Source organism: Saccharothrix texasensis, from assembly GCF_003752005.1.
Lineage (GTDB): Bacteria > Actinomycetota > Actinomycetes > Mycobacteriales > Pseudonocardiaceae > Actinosynnema > Actinosynnema texasense.
On sequence record NZ_RJKM01000001.1, the window covers coordinates 2,940,934 to 2,956,759 of the forward strand.

The following is a 15,826-nucleotide window of genomic DNA, read 5'->3' on the forward strand; positions in this document are numbered from 1 at the left end:
CACGCCTCGGCGGTCGCAGCGCCTACAGGACGGCGGCCAGCTCCTCGATCGCCGCCAGCGGGTCCGGGCCGATCGGGAAGAGCACGGCGCTGTCCACACCGGCCGCGAACAGCTCTGCCAGCCGGGCCCGCGCGTCCTCCGGTGTGCCGGTCACCGCGAGTTGCCGCACCCACTCCTCCGGCAGCCGGCGCACGAACTCGTCCCGGCTCCCGGACTCCCGCCGCAACGCCGCGAACTCCGCCGCGAACGGCAGCGGGGCGATGTGCGGCGCCCAGTCCGGCTCGCCGATCCACTCCAGCCCCGCGCGGACCGCCTCGACCGCCACCGACGCGTCGGCGTGCACCGCGGCCACGTTGTAGCCGACGAGCCGGTGCGGCCGGCGCGCGTCGACCCGCGCCAGCGCCGCCCGCGCGTACTCCGGCGTCGTCGGCTCGGCCAGGACCGTCCCGTCCGCCGCCCGCCCGGACACCGCCAGCGACCGCGGGCCACGCACCCCGGCCAGCACGCGCGGCGGGGTCCCGGGCACGCACCCGGGCTCCAGCCTGACCCCGTCCAGCCGGACGTGGTCACCCGGCTCGACCGACTCACCCCGCACCAGGGCCGTCACCGCGCCCAGGTACTCCTCGAGCAACGTCAACGGGCTGGCGGGCCACTCGCCCACCGACCGCATCCACCCCGGCATGCCGTGCCCGATGCCGATGTCGACCCGGCCGGGGAACAGCTGGGCCAGCGTCGCCACCTCCATCGCGGCGAACGCGGCGTTGCGGGCGCCCGCGGGCAGCAGGCCGATGCCGACCCGGATGCGCCCCGTCACCGCCAGCACCGCCGCCGCCTGGCTGATCCCGCCGCGGAAACCCAGGTCCTCCACCACCCACAGCTCGTCGAAGCCGAGCTCGTCGGCGCGCTTCGCGAACGGCAGCACCCGCGACGGCGCGAGGTCGCGGGGCAGGATCAGCCCGACAGCTCCGGAACGACTCACACGTGCTCCTAGGTCCGCAGGTACGAAGCGCCGTTGAGGTCGAGCACGGCGCCGGACGCCCACTCGGCCGCCGGCGAGGCGAGGTAGACCACGGCGGCGGCCACCTCCTCCGGTGTCGCCACCCGCCCGAACGGGCTCTGCGCCAGCACCTCGTCGGTCACCAGCTCCGCCACCCGGTCGGTGCCGACGAACCCGGGCGCCACCGACGCCACCGCGATGCCGTGCGGCGCGAGGGACACCGCCAGCGACTGGCCCATCGAGTGCAACGCCGCCTTGCTCGCGCCGTACGCGGGCATGTCCGGCTCGCCGCGGAACGCGCCGCGCGAACCCACGTTGACGATCCGCCCGCGCGTGCCGCGCGAGATCATGTGCCGGGCCACGCAGTACGACATGTCCGCCGCGCCGAACACGTTCACCGCGAACGTGCGCCGCCACAACGCCTGCCACTGCGCGTACGGGAGGTCCAGCGAACCGAGCTCCACCAGGCCCGCGTTGTTCACCAGGACGTCGACGCCGCCGAGCGCATCCACCGCCGAGTCGACCACCCGCTCGACCGCCGCCGGGTCGGCCAGGTCGACGTCCGAAGAGGACAGTGCGACCACCTCGTCACCGAGGTCCCGGAAGGCTCGGACGATCGCCGCGCCGATGCCGCGACTGCCCCCGGTGACCAGCACGCCGCGGCTCACCTGGCGAACACCTGCGACTCGTCCTTGAAGGCCTTGAACTCCAGCGCGTTGCCCGCCGGGTCGCGGAGGAACATCGTCCACTGCTCGCCCGGCTCGCCCTCGAACCGCAGGTACGGCTCGATCACGAAGGTCGTGCCCGCCGCGCGCAGCCGCTCGGCCAGCGCGTGGAACTCGGGGATCGGCAGGAGCAGGCCGAAGTGCGGCACGGGCACGTCGTGGCCGTCGACCGGGTTGCGGCCGGCGTCGTCGCGCGGTCCGGGCACGACGTGCGTCACGAACTGGTGGCCGTAGAAGTTCCAGTCGACCCACTTCTCGGCCGATCGACCCTCTTCGAGCCCGAGCACGCCGCCGTAGAACTCGCGGGCCCTGGCCAGGTCGTCGACGGGGACGGCGAGGTGGAAACCGGGTCTCATGCCCCCACCTTGACCAACGACCCGGCCGATGTCAACATTCGACATCATGCAGCTGCGCAAGGCCGACCGGCGGGGCCTCGCGGACGAGGCCGCCGACCTGATCCGGGAAGCGATCTTCGCGGGCGTGTTCCCGCCCGGCTCGCCGGTGCGCGAGGTGGAGCTGGCCGCGTCGCTGGACGTCAGTCGCGGCTCGGTGCGCGAAGGCCTCGCCGTGCTGGCGCGCGAAGGGCTCGTGCGCAGCGCCTGGCACCGGGGAGCCAGGGTCGTCGACCTCACCGCGCAGGACGCCGAGGAGGTCTACTCGGTCCGCGCCGCGCTGGAGGGGCTGGCGGGCCGTCGCGCGATCGGGCGGGTCGACCTGGACGCGCTCGGCGCGCTGGTCGACGACATGGCCCGCCGGCTCGCCGCGGGCGCGCCGAGCGACGAGCTGCTCGCGCTGGACATGGAGTTCCACGACACGATCTACCGCTCCGCCGACAACCGGCGCCTGCTCGAGGCGTGGCGCGCCGTGCGGTCGCAGGTGCACCTGTTCCAGCTCACCCGCATCCGCCTCGGCCACCACGACTACCGCGCGGTGGTCGTGGACGAGCACCGGCAGATCGTGCGCCTGCTCGACGCGGGCGACGCCGCCGAGGTCACCCGCTTCGCCGAGGAGCACGTCCACTCGGCGATGCGGGTGCTCGTCGGTCAGCTCGACGGTTCGACGACCGAGACCTCCGGGTAGCTCGCCGACGCCCGGTCCAGCAGCGGCTGCGGCTCACCGCGCAGGTGCAGGTCGAAGAACGCCCGCACGTACGCGCGGGTGATCGCCGCGCCGCGCTCGCCGTCCACCTCCGCGCCGAAGTCCAGGCCCAGCTGCGGCCCCACCACCCCGAGGTCGGTGAACGACGGGTGCTCGGCGCCCGCCACCACCAGCCACCGCTTCCAGCCGGTCAGCGACGGCCAGTGGGCCGCCCAGGTGTCGGCCGCGCCGCCGGGCGCGCCCGGCGCGTAGGCGTTCCGCCGGCCCAGCAGCATGACCGGGCGGGACAGGGCCGGTTCGGTCCCGGGGGTGTCGATGGAGCCGTCCACGTCGATCGCGGCGCGGATGCGCCCGTCGGCGCGGGCCGCGGCGAGGCTGCTCGCACCGCCGACCGAGTGGCCGCCCACGGCGATCCGCGAGGCGTCGACCAGGTTCGCGCCGGGCCGGTGGCGCAGCGGTCCGGTGAGCTGGTCCAGCACGAACGACACGTCCGCCGCCCGCCCGTCCCGGAGCTTCACCCAGAACTCGACGTCGTGCCGGCCGCAGGCGGCGCACGGCGCGACCCGCCCGTCCGGGAACGTGGTGGCGACGTTCTCGTAGGTGTGGTCGACCACCACGACGACGTAACCGTGGCTCGCCAGGTCCTCCGCCAGCGCGGTCAGGGTGGCGCGCGGCCTCTTGAACCCGGGCGACAGCACGACCAGCGGCAGGCCGTGCCGACGGCCCGCCGGTCGCGCGTCCACGACGGCGTGGGTCCGGACGGTGCTCAACACGTCGGCCGGCAGGGTGGTGACGCCCGCCTCGTCGAGCACCGCCGCCGACTCGGCCGCCGTCAGGTACTGCTTCTTCGGCCCGTGCGCCGACGCCGCCGGGTAGAAGAGGGAGACCATCAGCTCCCGGTTCGTCGTCGGCACCCACGGGTCGGGCCGCGAGGGGTCGGTCAGGTGCAGCGAGGTCGTGCCCACCGCGTGCCGGCCGGTCGGCGCGGGCAGGTGGGGCGTCGGGTCGTCGGCGGCGGGGCCGGCGCCGGTCGGCGAGGCGGACGCGGGCGTGGCGGACAGGACGAGCGCCAGTGCGATCAGGACTGTGGGACCGCGCATGGTTTCCCCCTTCGGGATGGTGTCAGGACAGGTGGCGCAGCCGGCGGAAGCAGAACCACGTCACCAGTGCCGACAACGCGAGGTACAGCGCCAGTTCGACCCATTGGAGGGGCCAGAACCGGCTCGCGGGCTGGTAGGCCAGGTGCTGCCGGTAGCCGAGGTCGTCCAGCCGGGCGAAGCACCCGCGGATCCGGTCGAGGTCCGGCGGGGTGAGGGGGTCCGCCGGCGAGGACGGCAGGCAGTCGTCGACCGAGGCGGGCAGCGGGTGCGCCGCGACGCCGTCCGCGTCCGCGGTCTCGTTCGCCAGCACCCAGGCGCCCGCGGGTTCGACGACCCGCAACGCCTGGGGCACCTCGCCGTTCGGGCCGGTCTTCGTCTGGATGCCCGCGATGGTGCGCGCGGTGAGCGTGACGGACTCCTCGACGGGCGGCAGCACGTGGGGGCGAACCGCGACCGGGACCACCAGCTGCACGGCGACGTACACCACGAGCGTCACCGCCATCGCGGTCACGGTGCGGCGCAACAGGATCGCGACCGCGACGCCCAGCACGAACGCGAACGCGGCGTACCCGACGGGCGCGATCCCCCGCGCGGCGAACACCACCGGCGTGACGCGCGGCTCGAAGCCCCGTTCGGTGTCGAGGCCCGCCGCCGTGTCGATCGGGTCGGCCCACCACGTGACCAGCAGGCTGAGCAGGCCCGCCGCGACCACGGCGGCCGGCGCGCCGACGCCGAGCTTGACCGCCAGCCACCGGGAGCGGGTGACGCTCTGGTTCCACACCAAGGTGTGCGTGCCGGCCTCCAGCTCGCGGGCGATCATCGGCACGCCCCAGAACACGCCGAGGACGGCCGGCAGCAGCTGCACGGCGAGCAGGCTGCCGAGGTAGCGGAACTCCTGGTCGCCGAAGTCGCCGTGGACCGGGCGGCCGACCGCCAGCACCACGCCGGCCAGCGCGAGCGCCGCGTACACCGACGCCACGGGGAAGCGCAGCTGCCGCCACGTCAACCAGGTCATCGGACCACTCCCAGGTCCGGGCGCCCGACGCCGGGGTCGGCCAGGTAGGCCAGCACCAGGTCCTCCAGGCCGAGCTCGCCGACGTCCCAGGCGGGGTCGAGGATCGGCGCCTCCGTCCGCACCAGCACGGTGGTCTGGCGGTCGGTGTGGCGCGCCGAGACGACCCGCTGGTCCCCGGGCAGGGTGTCGACGTCCCGACGCGGACCGGTCAGCCTGCGGTGCGTGGCGAGCAGCTCGTCGACGTCGCCGGTGAGCCGGACCCGGGAGTCCACCAGCACGATGAGGTGGTCGCACACGCGTTCCAGGTCGGCGACCAGGTGCGAGGACATCACCACGCTCAGCCCGTGCTCGGCGACGGCCTCCATGAGGTCCCGGAGGAACTCCCGGCGCGCCAACGGGTCCAGCGAGGCGACCGGCTCGTCCAGCAGCAGCAGTTCGGGCCGCTTCGCGATGCCCAGGGTGAGCGCGAGCTGGGCGCGTTGGCCGCCGGACAGCTTGCCCGCGGCCAACGCCGGGTCGAGCCCGATCCGCGCGACCCGGGCCCGCGCCAGCCCGTCGTCCCAGCCGGGGTTGAGGCGCGCGCCGAGGCGCAGGTGCTCCTCGACGGTCAGGTTCGCGTAGACGGGGGCGTTCTGCGCGACGAAGCCGACCTTCGCCAGCTGGGCCGGACCGCTGCCCGGCACGCCGCCGCACACCTCGATCGTGCCGCTCGACGGTTCGAGCATCCCGGCCGCGAGGCCGAGCAGCGTCGACTTGCCCGCGCCGTTCGGGCCGACCAGCCCGGTCACGTGCCCGGCGGGCACGTCCAGCGTGCAACCGGCCAACGCCCAGCGCCGCTTGTACTTCTTGCCCAACCCCTCGGCGCGCAGCGCGGTCACGCGATGTCCTCCGCGGCCGCGGCGCGGAACGTGGTGAGGAACAACGCCTCGACGCCCTCGTCGTCCAGGCCGGCGCGGCGGGCCTTGGCGAGCCAGCGCCGCAGGTCCTGGCGCAGGGGCGCGAGCGCGGCGAGCGAAGTGCCGGACAGCGTGCCCGTGACGAAGGTGCCCACGCCGGGACGGGCGGCGACCAGGCCGTCGTGCTCGAGTTCGCGGTAAGCCTTGAGCACCGTGTTCGGGTTGATCGCGAGGTCCGCCACCACGTCCTTCACCTTGGGCAGCTGGTCGCCTTCGCGCAGCAGGCCCAGCCGCAGCGCGTGCCGCACCTGCCGGACCAGCTGCTGGTACGGCGACAGGCCCGACCTGCCGTCGAGGTGGAACTCGATCACGCATACCTCCATTTATCTAGCTACCTAGCACTATAGGTACCTAGGAAGAGCGTGTCGAGTCGGCCGCCGGTCAGCGGACGGTCGGCAGGTGCCTTGACGGTGGTGCGCACAGGAATCCCACCGTCCACAGGGAGCACCATGAGCACCAGGCACACGGCCGTCGCGGCCGTCGCGGCCGCCGACAGCGGGGGCGGCTGGGCGGGCTACGGCTGGGCGGTCAAGAGCGGCTGGTCCATCACGATGAGGGCGATGCGCTGGGTCGACGGCCAGGCCACCGACCTCGGCCGGTTCGGGGGTGTCAACCCGGCGGTGACCGACGTGAACCGGCAGGGCACCGTGGTCGGCTCCGCCGCCGGGCGTGCCATCCGCTCACGCGGCGGTGCGCTGGAGGCGCTGCCCACGCCGGCCGGCTTCAGCGGCGCGGCGGCCGAGGGCGTCAACGACAACGGCGACATCGTCGGCACCGCGTCCAGCACACCACCGGGCACGCGCGGGCCAAGGTGATCGACCAGGACGGCACGGTGCTCGTCGAACACCTGCCGACCCGCGACTCCGGCTCGGCCACCGCGCTGTACCTGTGGAAGGCGGGCACGGCCCGCAAGCTCGCCAACCCGTCCGGCACGGTCACCGTGCGGGGTTGGGACCTGTCCAACGGCCGCGTCGCGGGCGAGACCTACCCCGCGTCGGGCTACGACGGCAAGGGCGCGCCGTGGAACCAGGACGGCGTCCCGTCGCCGCCGGCGGGCAGCGCCTACGCGCACTCGGTCAACCGGGCCGGTCAGTCGGTCGGCTGGTCCGAGGGCACCGGCACCTGGGGCGTGTGGCAGTTCGACGCCCGGACCGCCGCGCTGACCGACCAGCCGAGCGTGGACGTGTCCGCCGACAACGGCGCCGTCGCCGGGCGCAGCGTGCCCGCGCCGAGCGCCAGGCAGCTGCCGACGGTCTGGCACTGCGGGTAGCGCCGGGCACGACGGCGGGGCCGGGCGTCGTGCCCGGCCCCGCCTCGGTGCCGGACCTAGAAACGCGCTCCCACGTCGGCGCCGTTGGCCGGGCGCAGGAAGGCGGAGGACGGGATCGAGCCGTCGGCGGCGCGCGGACCCGTGATCGTGCCCGGGTCCGTGCTCGCGAACGACCACGAGCCGCCGAGGTCCCAGGAGTTGCCGCTGCCGCCGGAGTTCGAGCCGAGCGAGACGTTCGCGCCGTTGGCCGCGGCCAGGTTCCTGGTCAGCGCGGCGGCCGAGCGGTCGAACTGGAACCCGGTCTTCGGGTTGTCCCACGCGGTGCTGCGCTCGACCCGGTGCCGGCCGGGGTTGTTGTTGTCCACGACGCCGCCGGCCGCGTTGTCCCACGTCATCGTGTTGCGCACGGTGTGGTCGGCGGCGACGCCGTTGCCGCCCAGCTTGAACCCGTTGCCGTCGCCGGTGAACCCGGGCAAGTTCCAGCGGTTGAAGCCGTTGCCCCAGGCCAGGCTGTTCTCCAGCAGGATCGGCGAGGAGAACATCCAGTAGTCCAGGCCGTCGTCGGAGTTGTTCCAGAGCCGCGCGCCGCGCACGACGTTGCCGGAGCCGGAGCCTTCCTTGATGGCCAGGCCGTCGGCGCTCTCGCCGTTCTTGCGCGGGTCGCGGTTGCCGTACGCGTCCAGGTTGATGATCTGGTTGTTGCTCGACGCGCCTTGCAGGTGCAGGCCGGACTCGTAGTTGTCGCGCGTGACGAGCCGGTCGAAGACGGTGTTGCCGACGTCCAGGCCGAACACGCCGTAAGGGCCGTGCACGATCTCCAGACCGATCAGCCGCCAGTGGTCGCCCTCGATGTGGACGGCGCCGCGTTCCGCGCGCGGGATGCTGGAGCCGACCGCGCCCGGCGTGTGCGGCATGTTCTCGCCGTCGATGACCACGCGTTCGCCGTCGTGGGCGCGCAACGTGATCGACGCGCTCGCGGTGCCGTTCTTGAGCAGCTGGATGTTCGTGCTCGGCGCGTACGTGCCGCCGCGGACGGTGATCGTGTCGCCGGGCTCGGCCAGGTCGACGCCGCGCTGGATGGTGCGCAGGGGCGCGGCGAGCGTGCCGGGGTTGCCGTCGTCGCCGTCGGTCGCCACGTACAGCGCGCCGGCGGGCGGCGGCGTGCCGTCCTGGGTGAAGTCCAGGTGGTCGACGTTCGGCAGGCCGGCCGAGGTGGTGGGGCTGAGCCGGATGGTGACGGCGCCCGCCGGCACCGTCACGGACAGGGTCTTCGAGGCCCAGGTCGACCACGCGCCCGTCGCCTCGAACGAGACCGTCTGCGCGGTGGAGCCGTTGACCACGAGGTCGGCGGCGCGGGCGGACGTGCCGCCGTTGGCGAACCGGACCAGGACGGTCGCGGCGCCCGCGGCCGGCGCGGTGACGGTGAACTGCGCGTGGGCGCCGACGGCGTTGTCCGCGTTGCAGAAGCCCGTGCCCGAGTAACCCGACCAGTTGCTCTCGATGACGCCCGAACACACCGCCGGCGCGGTTTCGGCTTCGTGGTGCGTGGTCGACGCGGTCGCAGTGGCGCCGGGTGACCCGAGGGCCGCGACCGCACTCACCGCGGTGGCGACGACAAAGGGTTTCAACCTCATTGTTTCTCCCTTGGGATGACGCGAAGCGGCCTGGGTTCACGCTTCTGAACTGCGCAAACCCATTCTGGGAGCGATCCCGGGCACGCTAACGCACATCTTCGGAAGCACGCAATGTCCAGTGCGGACGACCCTGCGGTTTCACAATGATGAACGGCGGTTTCACAATGATGAACGAATTGCCGCGACCGTCGGGCCGGACGCGGGGACGAATGCCGCCCCCGCGCCCGCCGTTCGCTAGTGCGGGGCTTCTTCGGCCTTGCCCGCCTTGACCATGAACGAACCGGCCACCGCGACCAGCGACAGGATCGCCGCCAGCACGATCGCGGAGTGCATGCCGCCCATCTCGGCGCCGGTGGTCACCTCGCCGGCCGCGGCCAACTCGGCGGCACGCGCGCTCATCACGCTGACCAGCAACGCCACGCCCGCCGCGGCGGCGAGCTGCTGGGTCGTGCTGAAGATCGCGCTGCCGTGCGAGTAGAGCCGGGCGGGCAGGGCGCCGAGGCCGGAGGAGAACAGCGGCGTGAACGAGAACGCCAGGCCCAGGCTCAGCACGAGGTGGAACACCAGCACGAGCGGCGTGGGCGTGCCCTCGTCGAACGTCGTGGCGAACCACAGCGAGCCGCTGGTGGCGACCGTGCCGACGATGAGCAGGACGCGCGGCCCCACCCGGTCGTAGAGGCGGCCGACGAACGGCGACAGCAGCCCCATCAGCAGACCGCCCGGCAGCAGCAGCAGGCCGGTGGCGAGCGGGTCGAGCCCCAGCACGTTCTGGGTGTAGATCGGCAGGATCGTGACGACGCCGAGCAGCAGGCCCATCATCACCATCATCAGCGCGCTGGCCAGCGTGAACGTGCGGAAGGCGAACGTGCGCAGGTCGAGCAGCGCCCGTTCGTGCCGCTGCAACCGCACCTGCCGCAGCACGAACGCGACGATGCCGAGCACGCCGACCGCGAGCGACGCCCACAGCGTGGCGGACGAGCCGCCGCCGCTGTGCCCGATGCTCGACAGGCCGTAGACCAGGCCGCCGAAGCCGAACACCGACAGCACGACCGACACGACGTCGAGCGGCGCGCTGCTCGCCTCGCCGATGCGCGTGACCCAGCGCAGGCCGAGCACCAGCGCGGCCACCGAGATCGGCAGCACGACCCAGAACATGGCGCGCCAGCTGAACATGTCGAGCACCACGCCGGACACCGTCGGCCCGATGGCGGGCGCGACGGAGATGACGATGGAGATGTTGCCCATCACCGCGCCGCGCCGGGCCGGCGGCACGAGCGTCATGACGGTCGTCATGAGCAGCGGCAGCATGATGGCCGTGCCACAGGCCTGCACGACGCGTGCCGCGAGGAGCACCGCGAAGCCGGGCGCCAGCGCCGCGAGCAGCGTGCCGGCGCTGAACAGGCCCATCGCCACGCCGTAGAGCACGCGCGTGGAGACCCGTTGGATGAGGTAGCCGGTGATCGGGATGACCACCGACATGGTCAGCAGGAAGCCGGCGGTGAGCCACTGCCCCACGGCGGCGGTCACGTTCAGCTCGGTCAGCAGCACGGGCAGTGCGACGCCCATGATGGTCTCGTTCAGGATGACCACGAACGTGGCCACGAGCAGCACGCCGATCACGGCGCGGTCGGCGCGGGTGAGCGCGGGCGGCGACGTCACGGCGTCGGACACACCTGCGGAAGTCATGCGTGGATCCCCCAGAGGAAAAGAAGGGCGCGACGAAGAGGCGACGGCGCCCCGAACCCCTCAACCCTACCTCCGGAGATCCCGACACCACCTCACTTTTTCCGTCGGCGAACTCGCGGCCACAGTCCACAGAGGTGGTGACGGCCGGCGTTCAGCCGGTCACCCGCGCGAGGAAGGCGGCGAGCTTCGCCGCGGTCCGGTCGGCTTTCTCGGCCGAGGTGAGCGACTCGTGCAGGCGCGCGCCGGGGCCGGCGTCCTTCTTGCCGCGCAGGTAGAGCGAGCAGGCCAGGTCGGCGCACAGGTAGACGCCCACGGAGTTGCCCTGCTGGCCCTCGCGCCCGGTCTTGCGCGCCGTCATGAGGGAGACGCCGCCGCCTTGGTGCGTGGTCAGGCACAGCGAGCACATGGTGCGGCGGGGCCGGCCGGCGTGCGGTGCGGCCAGGCGCAGCGCCACGCCCACCAGGCCGTCACCGGACGGGGTCACCAGGTAGGCGCGCTGCGGTGACGCGGGGTCGCGCCAGCCCAGGAAGTCCAGGTCGTCCCACGGTCGCGTGGCCAGGTCACCCGGCACGGACAGGCGTTTCGCCTCGCCCTTGGTGCAGTTGACGAAGGACGCGCGGATCTCGCGCTCGGTCACGGGTTCCATGCCCGCCAAACTACGTCAGCTAGCCACGAGCGACAAATGTATAAGTGCTAGCCTAGGACTCCTAGGTTGAAGGAGGGCGACATGGCACGCGCGGGGCTGACCGTCGAACGACTGGTCCAGGCGGCGGCGGAACTGGCGGACGAGATCGGGTTCGACCACCTGACCGTCTCCGCGCTCGCCCGCCGGTTCGGCGTCAAGGACGCGAGCCTGTACTCCCACCTGAAGAACGCGCGGGACCTGCGGGAGCGGGTGGCCGTGCTGGCGTTGTCCGAGCTCGCCGACCGCGCCGCCTCCGCACTGGCCGGGCGCGCGGGCAAGGACGCGCTGGTCGCCTTCGCCAACGCCTACCGCGACTACGCCCGGCAGCACCCCGGGCGCTACGCCGCCATGCGGGTCGACCTGACCCCGGAGATCGCGGCCACCAGCCGGGCGGACCGGCACTCCGAGATGACCCGCGCCATCCTGCGCGGCTACCACCTGCCCGAGCCGGCCGAGACCGACGCCGTGCGGATGCTGCACAGCACGCTGCACGGCTACACGACCCTGGAGGCGTCGGGCGGCTTCGGCCACCACCCGCGCGACACCGCGGCGTCGTGGTCGAAGACCCTCGACGTGCTCCACGTGGCCCTCGGCAACTGGCCGTCCTGACGGGGCGCACCGCCGCTCCACACGTCCGCGTGGAGCGTGACCCGCCGACTGCCCGTGCTCCAGCACGAGAGCTGGAGTCGAAACTTTCGACACCCGCTGACATGGGCTGATGACGGTGCGTACCGCGCCGCCGGCCCGCCGAAAGGCCGCTCCAGCCGCGTCCGAATGGCCTCTACCAGCGAACTATCCCTCCCACGGTATGCGTCGGTACACCTCCAGTTCATTGACGCGACACCGTGGTGCCCCCTATCGTTTCGAACCAGTTCCCGAAAGTTTATCCGAATATTCGAAAGTTTCGGCGACCGTCCTGCAGACCCCCGCCAAGAAGCGGGCGGTGCCCAGCCGACCTCGGCACGCGGCTGTAGGAGGAACGAACGAGATGTCCCAACTCGTCCTGTTCGCGATCGACATCTGTGCGGTGGCGCTGCTCGTCTTCGGGCTCTACTTCCCACGACATCGCCGCCGTGACCTGGTCGTCGCCTACCTGGGTGTCAACATCGGCGTGCTCGCCGTCGCGAGCGCGCTGAGCACCAGCAACACCGGCGCGGGCATCGGGCTCGGCATGGCGCTGTTCGGCGTGCTGTCGATCATCCGCCTGCGGTCGACGGAGCTCGACCAGCACGAGGTGGCGTACTACTTCTCCGCCCTGGCCCTGGGCCTGCTCGGCGCGTTGAGCACGTCCTCGCTGTGGCTCAACGGCGGCCTCATGGGGCTGATCGTCGTGGTGATGTTCCTTGGCGACAACCGGAGGCTGTTCCGCCACTACCGGCACCAGGTCCTGGTCCTGGACTCGGCCATCACCGACCACGTCACGCTCGTGGCGCACCTGGAGCAACTGCTCAACGCCAGGGTGCACTCCGTCACGGTGCAGCGGCTGGACCTGGTGAACGAGACCACGATCGTCGACGTCCGGTACGCGCTGACCGAGCACGCCCTGACCAAGGCGCCCGCCGCGACCGCACACCCGGGAGCGCGCCGATGACCACGACGACCTCCATGCCCGCCCTCGCGCGGATGAGCCCGGTCGGGCTGGCCGAGCTGATCGAGCGGGCCGCGCTGCAGACCAGGGTCGACCGCAAGTACGTCGTGCCGGCCGCGACGCTGCCGCACCTGCTGGAGCAGCTCGCGCCGCACGCGCGGGTGCTCGACATCGGCGGTGAGCGGACGTTCCGCTACGAGTCGGTCTACTTCGACACGCCGCGGCTGGACAGCTACCACTCCGCGGCCTACCGCAGGCGACGCCGGTTCAAGGTGCGCACCCGCACGTACCTCGACTCCGCCGAGTGCTGGCTGGAGGTCAAGATCAGCGGCGCCCGGGGCAGCATCACCAAGCACCGGCTGCCCTACCACCCGGGCGACTGCGACACCGTCCGCCCGGGACGCGACTTCGTCGACGAGGCGCTCTCCCGCGAGTCGATCGCGCCCGGCGACGACGGCTCGCTCGACCCGGTCCTGGTCACCGGCTACCAGCGCACCACGCTGCTGCTGCCGGAGTCCGCGAGCCGGGTCACCATCGACACCGCGCTGTCCTGGCGGCACGACGCCGCCGCGCTGCGCCTGTCCGGCTTGGCCGTGATCGAGACCAAGACCGCGTCGGCCGCGTCGCCGGTCGACCGGATGCTGTGGCAGCGAGGGGTGCGTCCCGCCCGGATCTCCAAGTACGCCACCGGTCTGGCCGCGCTCCGCCTCGACCTGCCCGACGCGCCGTGGCGGCGGACGTTGCGCCGCCACTTCCGCGACGCCACGTCGGCGGCGGGCGCGGCACCGACCACCCCGTCCCACCGACCCGAACAGGAGGCATCGTGCGTTTGACCTCCCGCAGCAACGGCGCCGCGGCAACCCACAAGGCCCAGGGCCTGGCGGTCGCCGCCGTGCTCCTCACCGGTCTGCTCATCCCGTTGTCGGCAGGCGCCGAACCGGGCTCCCCCGCCGGGTCCGCCGGCGGCACGGCCGCCGCCGACGCCATCGCCGCCGCGACGGCGGCCGAGGACCTGGTCGGGGACATCGCGTTCTCCGTGCCCAGCGGCACGTTCCAGGGCCAGGTGTCGGTGTCGCTGAGCACCGCGATCGCCGGCGCCCAGATCCGCTACACCACCAACGGCCAGCTGCCCAACGCCCAGTCGACGCCCTACCAGGGCTCACCGGTGCAGCTCACCCGGACCACCCAGTTGCGCGCGCAGGCGTTCGTCGCCAACGCGGCGTCCGGCCGTCCCGGCACGGCGATGTACGTCGCCCGCGAGGCCACCGCCACGGCGCACGACCTGCCGGTGGTCGCGATCGACTCCTATGGCGCGGGCAAGCCCCAGCGCGAGTACTTCGACGGCGCCACCATGATCTTCGAACCGCAGGCGGGCGGCACGACGTCGTTGGCCGCGACCCCGACGGTCGCCACGCGCGGCGGGTTCAAGCTGCGCGGGCAGTCGTCGGCCTCGTTCGAGAAGGCGCCGTACCGGCTGGAGTTCTGGGACAACGCGGGCGACGACGCCGACTACCCGGTGCTCGGCATGCCCGCCGACTCCGACTGGGTGCTGCGCGGCCCGTTCACCGACAAGTCCCTGATTCGCGAGGCGTTCATCTACGACCTCGGCCGCGAGATGGGGCTCAAGGCGCCCCGGTACAAGTTCGTCGAGTTCTACCTCAACACCGACGCCACCCCCGTGGGCGCCGGTGACTACATGGGCGTCTACATGATGGTCGAGACCATCAAGAACTCGAAGAACCGGTTGGACCTCAAGGGACTGGACGAGGACGACACCACCCTGCCCAAGATCCAGGGCGGGTACATCTTCAAGTTCGAGTGGATGGCGGCCGAGGAGCCGACGCTGGCGTGCACCGGGCCGACGAACACCTGCTGGAACTACCTGGAGGTGGCCGACCCCGACCCGTTGAACACCCAGCAGCGGGACTGGTTGCGCGGTCACGTCCAGGAGTTCCACGACGTGCTCAGGGCGCCGAACTTCGCCGACCCGACCACCGGGTACCAGAAGTACATCGACGTGCCGTCGTTCGTCGACCACATGATCGTCAACGAGCTGAGCCGCGGCATGGACGCCTACCTCCGCAGCGCCCACTTCTACAAGGACCGGGACAGCAAGATCTTCGCCGGGCCGCTGTGGGACTTCGACCTCACCTTCGGCGTCGGCGGGTTCTTCCAGAACGACCAGGTCGCCGGCTGGCAGCACCTGCAGACCCGGCAGCCGATCGCCAACGACTGGTACGCGCAGCTGCTGCGCGATCCGGCGTTCGTCAACCAGGTCAAGTCGCGCTGGCAGTCGTTGCGGCGCGGCCTGCTCTCCGACTCCTCGCTGGCGGCCCGGGTCGACGCCCTGTCCCGGCCGCTGACCAACGGCGCGCAGCGCAACTTCCAGCGCTGGCCGAACCTCAGCTCGCCGACCGTCAGCTTCTTCCGCACCCCGACCGCGCCCACCTGGCAGGGCCAGGTGCAGGCGATGCGGGACTGGATGCAGCGCCGCATCACGTGGCTCGACTCGACGTCGGGCTGGGGCGGTTCGACCACGCCGACGTCGACCACGACGCCGACCTCCACCACCACGGGCACCACCACCACTACGACCACCACTACGACGACGACGACCACGACCACCCAGCCCGGCGGTGCGCGGTGTTCGGCCGCGTACACGGTGGTCAACCGGTGGCAAGGCGGGTTCCAGGGCGAGGTCCGCGTCACCGCGGGCACGTCGCCGATCAGCAACTGGACCGTCTCGTGGACCTACGCGGGCGGCGAGACGGTCACCCAGGCCTGGAACGCCACCGTGACCAGCCAGGGCTCGACGGTCACCGCCCGCAACGCCGCGCACAACGGCTCGGTCGGCGCGGGCGCCGCCACCACGTTCGGGTTCCTCGGGTCGTCCGCGGGCGCGCCGAGCACACCAACGCTCACCTGCACCGCCGGCTGACGCCCGGCGGACCCGCGTGCCCGACACCACTCGCGGTGCCGGGCACGCGGGCGCGGGTGAATGCATTCCGGCTCGACCACCTGAATCCGATCGACCGCCCGGACCGGAAAGTTTCGCAAACCGTTGACAGTTCC

General features: G+C 72.5%; 17 protein-coding genes. 7 read left to right on the plus strand and 10 right to left on the minus strand.

The window, feature by feature from the left end; translation table 11 throughout:
* Nucleotides 1-22: 22 nt before the first annotated feature.
* From EDD40_RS11615 to EDD40_RS11625, 3 genes are read right to left on the minus strand one after another with little or no spacing between them, the layout of a single operon-like run.
* Nucleotides 23-979: an LLM class flavin-dependent oxidoreductase gene (locus EDD40_RS11615; protein ID WP_123742907.1), complete on the minus strand. Its 957-nt coding sequence runs from the start codon at nucleotides 977-979 to the stop codon at nucleotides 23-25.
* An 8-nt stretch (nucleotides 980-987) separates the two neighbouring features.
* On the minus strand, nucleotides 988-1,665 hold the full coding sequence (locus tag EDD40_RS11620) for an SDR family NAD(P)-dependent oxidoreductase (RefSeq protein ID WP_123742908.1): 678 nt from the start codon (nucleotides 1,663-1,665) through the stop codon (nucleotides 988-990).
* Nucleotides 1,662-2,078, minus strand: a complete 417-nt coding sequence (locus tag EDD40_RS11625) for a VOC family protein (RefSeq protein ID WP_123742909.1) — start codon at nucleotides 2,076-2,078, stop codon at nucleotides 1,662-1,664. The genes EDD40_RS11620 and EDD40_RS11625 overlap by 4 nt, the downstream gene beginning before the upstream one ends.
* 28 nt (nucleotides 2,079-2,106) lie before the next feature.
* Here EDD40_RS11625 and EDD40_RS11630 point away from each other — a divergent pair, with 28 nt between their 5' ends.
* Nucleotides 2,107-2,802: a GntR family transcriptional regulator gene (locus EDD40_RS11630; protein WP_123742910.1), complete on the plus strand. Its 696-nt coding sequence runs from the start codon at nucleotides 2,107-2,109 to the stop codon at nucleotides 2,800-2,802.
* Here the strand turns inward: EDD40_RS11630 and EDD40_RS11635 are convergent.
* From EDD40_RS11635 to EDD40_RS11650, 4 genes are read right to left on the minus strand one after another with little or no spacing between them, the layout of a single operon-like run.
* On the minus strand, nucleotides 2,766-3,920 hold the full coding sequence (locus EDD40_RS11635) for an alpha/beta hydrolase family protein (protein ID WP_123742911.1): 1,155 nt from the start codon (nucleotides 3,918-3,920) through the stop codon (nucleotides 2,766-2,768). The genes EDD40_RS11630 and EDD40_RS11635 overlap by 37 nt on opposite strands.
* Before the next feature lie 22 nt (nucleotides 3,921-3,942).
* The gene (locus EDD40_RS11640; RefSeq protein WP_123742912.1) at nucleotides 3,943-4,935 is read right to left on the minus strand and encodes an ABC transporter permease subunit; all 993 of its coding nucleotides are present in this window, start codon (nucleotides 4,933-4,935) and stop codon (nucleotides 3,943-3,945) included.
* Nucleotides 4,932-5,813, minus strand: a complete 882-nt coding sequence (locus EDD40_RS11645; protein ID WP_123742913.1) for an ABC transporter ATP-binding protein — start codon at nucleotides 5,811-5,813, stop codon at nucleotides 4,932-4,934. Before EDD40_RS11645 ends, EDD40_RS11640 begins: the two co-directional genes overlap by 4 nt.
* A complete protein-coding gene (locus tag EDD40_RS11650) occupies nucleotides 5,810-6,202 on the minus strand; it encodes a GntR family transcriptional regulator (RefSeq protein ID WP_170185031.1) in 393 nt (130 codons plus the stop codon). Before EDD40_RS11650 ends, EDD40_RS11645 begins: the two co-directional genes overlap by 4 nt.
* Nucleotides 6,203-6,340: 138 nt before the next feature.
* Between EDD40_RS11650 and EDD40_RS11655 the strand changes: the two genes are divergently transcribed.
* A complete protein-coding gene (locus tag EDD40_RS11655; RefSeq protein WP_123742915.1) occupies nucleotides 6,341-6,706 on the plus strand; it encodes a hypothetical protein in 366 nt (121 codons plus the stop codon).
* Nucleotides 6,703-7,161, plus strand: a complete 459-nt coding sequence (locus tag EDD40_RS11660; protein WP_123742916.1) for a hypothetical protein — start codon at nucleotides 6,703-6,705, stop codon at nucleotides 7,159-7,161. Before EDD40_RS11655 ends, EDD40_RS11660 begins: the two co-directional genes overlap by 4 nt.
* A 56-nt stretch (nucleotides 7,162-7,217) precedes the next feature.
* On the opposite strand, the gene EDD40_RS11665 is transcribed toward EDD40_RS11660, so the two are convergent.
* The 3 genes from EDD40_RS11665 to EDD40_RS11675 all read right to left on the minus strand — a co-directional run bounded on the left by EDD40_RS11665 (nucleotide 7,218) and on the right by EDD40_RS11675 (nucleotide 11,127).
* Entirely contained in the window at nucleotides 7,218-8,795 is a 1,578-nt protein-coding gene (locus EDD40_RS11665; protein ID WP_123742917.1) for a right-handed parallel beta-helix repeat-containing protein, read from the minus strand.
* A 234-nt stretch (nucleotides 8,796-9,029) separates the two neighbouring features.
* Nucleotides 9,030-10,481 (minus strand): DHA2 family efflux MFS transporter permease subunit, encoded by a 1,452-nt coding sequence (locus tag EDD40_RS11670; RefSeq protein ID WP_123742918.1) that lies wholly within the window; start codon nucleotides 10,479-10,481, stop codon nucleotides 9,030-9,032.
* Nucleotides 10,482-10,632: 151 nt separating this feature from the next.
* Nucleotides 10,633-11,127: an FBP domain-containing protein gene (locus EDD40_RS11675; protein WP_123742919.1), complete on the minus strand. Its 495-nt coding sequence runs from the start codon at nucleotides 11,125-11,127 to the stop codon at nucleotides 10,633-10,635.
* Nucleotides 11,128-11,208: 81 nt separating this feature from the next.
* On the opposite strand from EDD40_RS11675, the gene EDD40_RS11680 reads away from it, so the two are divergent.
* From EDD40_RS11680 to EDD40_RS11695, 4 genes are all read left to right on the plus strand, one after another.
* Nucleotides 11,209-11,775: a TetR/AcrR family transcriptional regulator gene (locus tag EDD40_RS11680; protein ID WP_123742920.1), complete on the plus strand. Its 567-nt coding sequence runs from the start codon at nucleotides 11,209-11,211 to the stop codon at nucleotides 11,773-11,775.
* A gap of 379 nt (nucleotides 11,776-12,154) precedes the next feature.
* Complete coding sequence (locus tag EDD40_RS11685) at nucleotides 12,155-12,757, plus strand: DUF4956 domain-containing protein (protein ID WP_123742921.1); 603 nt, start codon at nucleotides 12,155-12,157, stop codon at nucleotides 12,755-12,757.
* Complete coding sequence (locus EDD40_RS11690) at nucleotides 12,754-13,587, plus strand: polyphosphate polymerase domain-containing protein (RefSeq protein ID WP_123742922.1); 834 nt, start codon at nucleotides 12,754-12,756, stop codon at nucleotides 13,585-13,587. The genes EDD40_RS11685 and EDD40_RS11690 overlap by 4 nt, the downstream gene beginning before the upstream one ends.
* Complete coding sequence (locus tag EDD40_RS11695; RefSeq protein WP_123742923.1) at nucleotides 13,578-15,692, plus strand: CotH kinase family protein; 2,115 nt, start codon at nucleotides 13,578-13,580, stop codon at nucleotides 15,690-15,692. The genes EDD40_RS11690 and EDD40_RS11695 overlap by 10 nt, the downstream gene beginning before the upstream one ends.
* Nucleotides 15,693-15,826 lie beyond the last annotated feature (134 nt).

Bases quoted from the DNA above. Each gene is read 5' to 3' on its own strand.
- EDD40_RS11670 (WP_123742918.1), bottom strand. From the start codon at position 10,481: ATGACTTCCGCAGGTGTGTCCGACGCCGTGACGTCGCCGCCCGCGCTC.
- EDD40_RS11630 (WP_123742910.1), top strand. From the start codon at position 2,107: ATGTCAACATTCGACATCATGCAGCTGCGCAAGGCCGACCGGCGGGGC.
- EDD40_RS11655 (WP_123742915.1), top strand. From the start codon at position 6,341: ATGAGCACCAGGCACACGGCCGTCGCGGCCGTCGCGGCCGCCGACAGC.
- EDD40_RS11685 (WP_123742921.1), top strand. From the start codon at position 12,155: ATGTCCCAACTCGTCCTGTTCGCGATCGACATCTGTGCGGTGGCGCTG.
- EDD40_RS11640 (WP_123742912.1), bottom strand. From the start codon at position 4,935: ATGACCTGGTTGACGTGGCGGCAGCTGCGCTTCCCCGTGGCGTCGGTG.
- EDD40_RS11635 (WP_123742911.1), bottom strand. From the start codon at position 3,920: ATGCGCGGTCCCACAGTCCTGATCGCACTGGCGCTCGTCCTGTCCGCC.
- EDD40_RS11665 (WP_123742917.1), bottom strand. From the start codon at position 8,795: ATGAGGTTGAAACCCTTTGTCGTCGCCACCGCGGTGAGTGCGGTCGCG.
- EDD40_RS11625 (WP_123742909.1), bottom strand. From the start codon at position 2,078: ATGAGACCCGGTTTCCACCTCGCCGTCCCCGTCGACGACCTGGCCAGG.
- EDD40_RS11690 (WP_123742922.1), top strand. From the start codon at position 12,754: ATGACCACGACGACCTCCATGCCCGCCCTCGCGCGGATGAGCCCGGTC.
- EDD40_RS11675 (WP_123742919.1), bottom strand. From the start codon at position 11,127: ATGGAACCCGTGACCGAGCGCGAGATCCGCGCGTCCTTCGTCAACTGC.
- EDD40_RS11680 (WP_123742920.1), top strand. From the start codon at position 11,209: ATGGCACGCGCGGGGCTGACCGTCGAACGACTGGTCCAGGCGGCGGCG.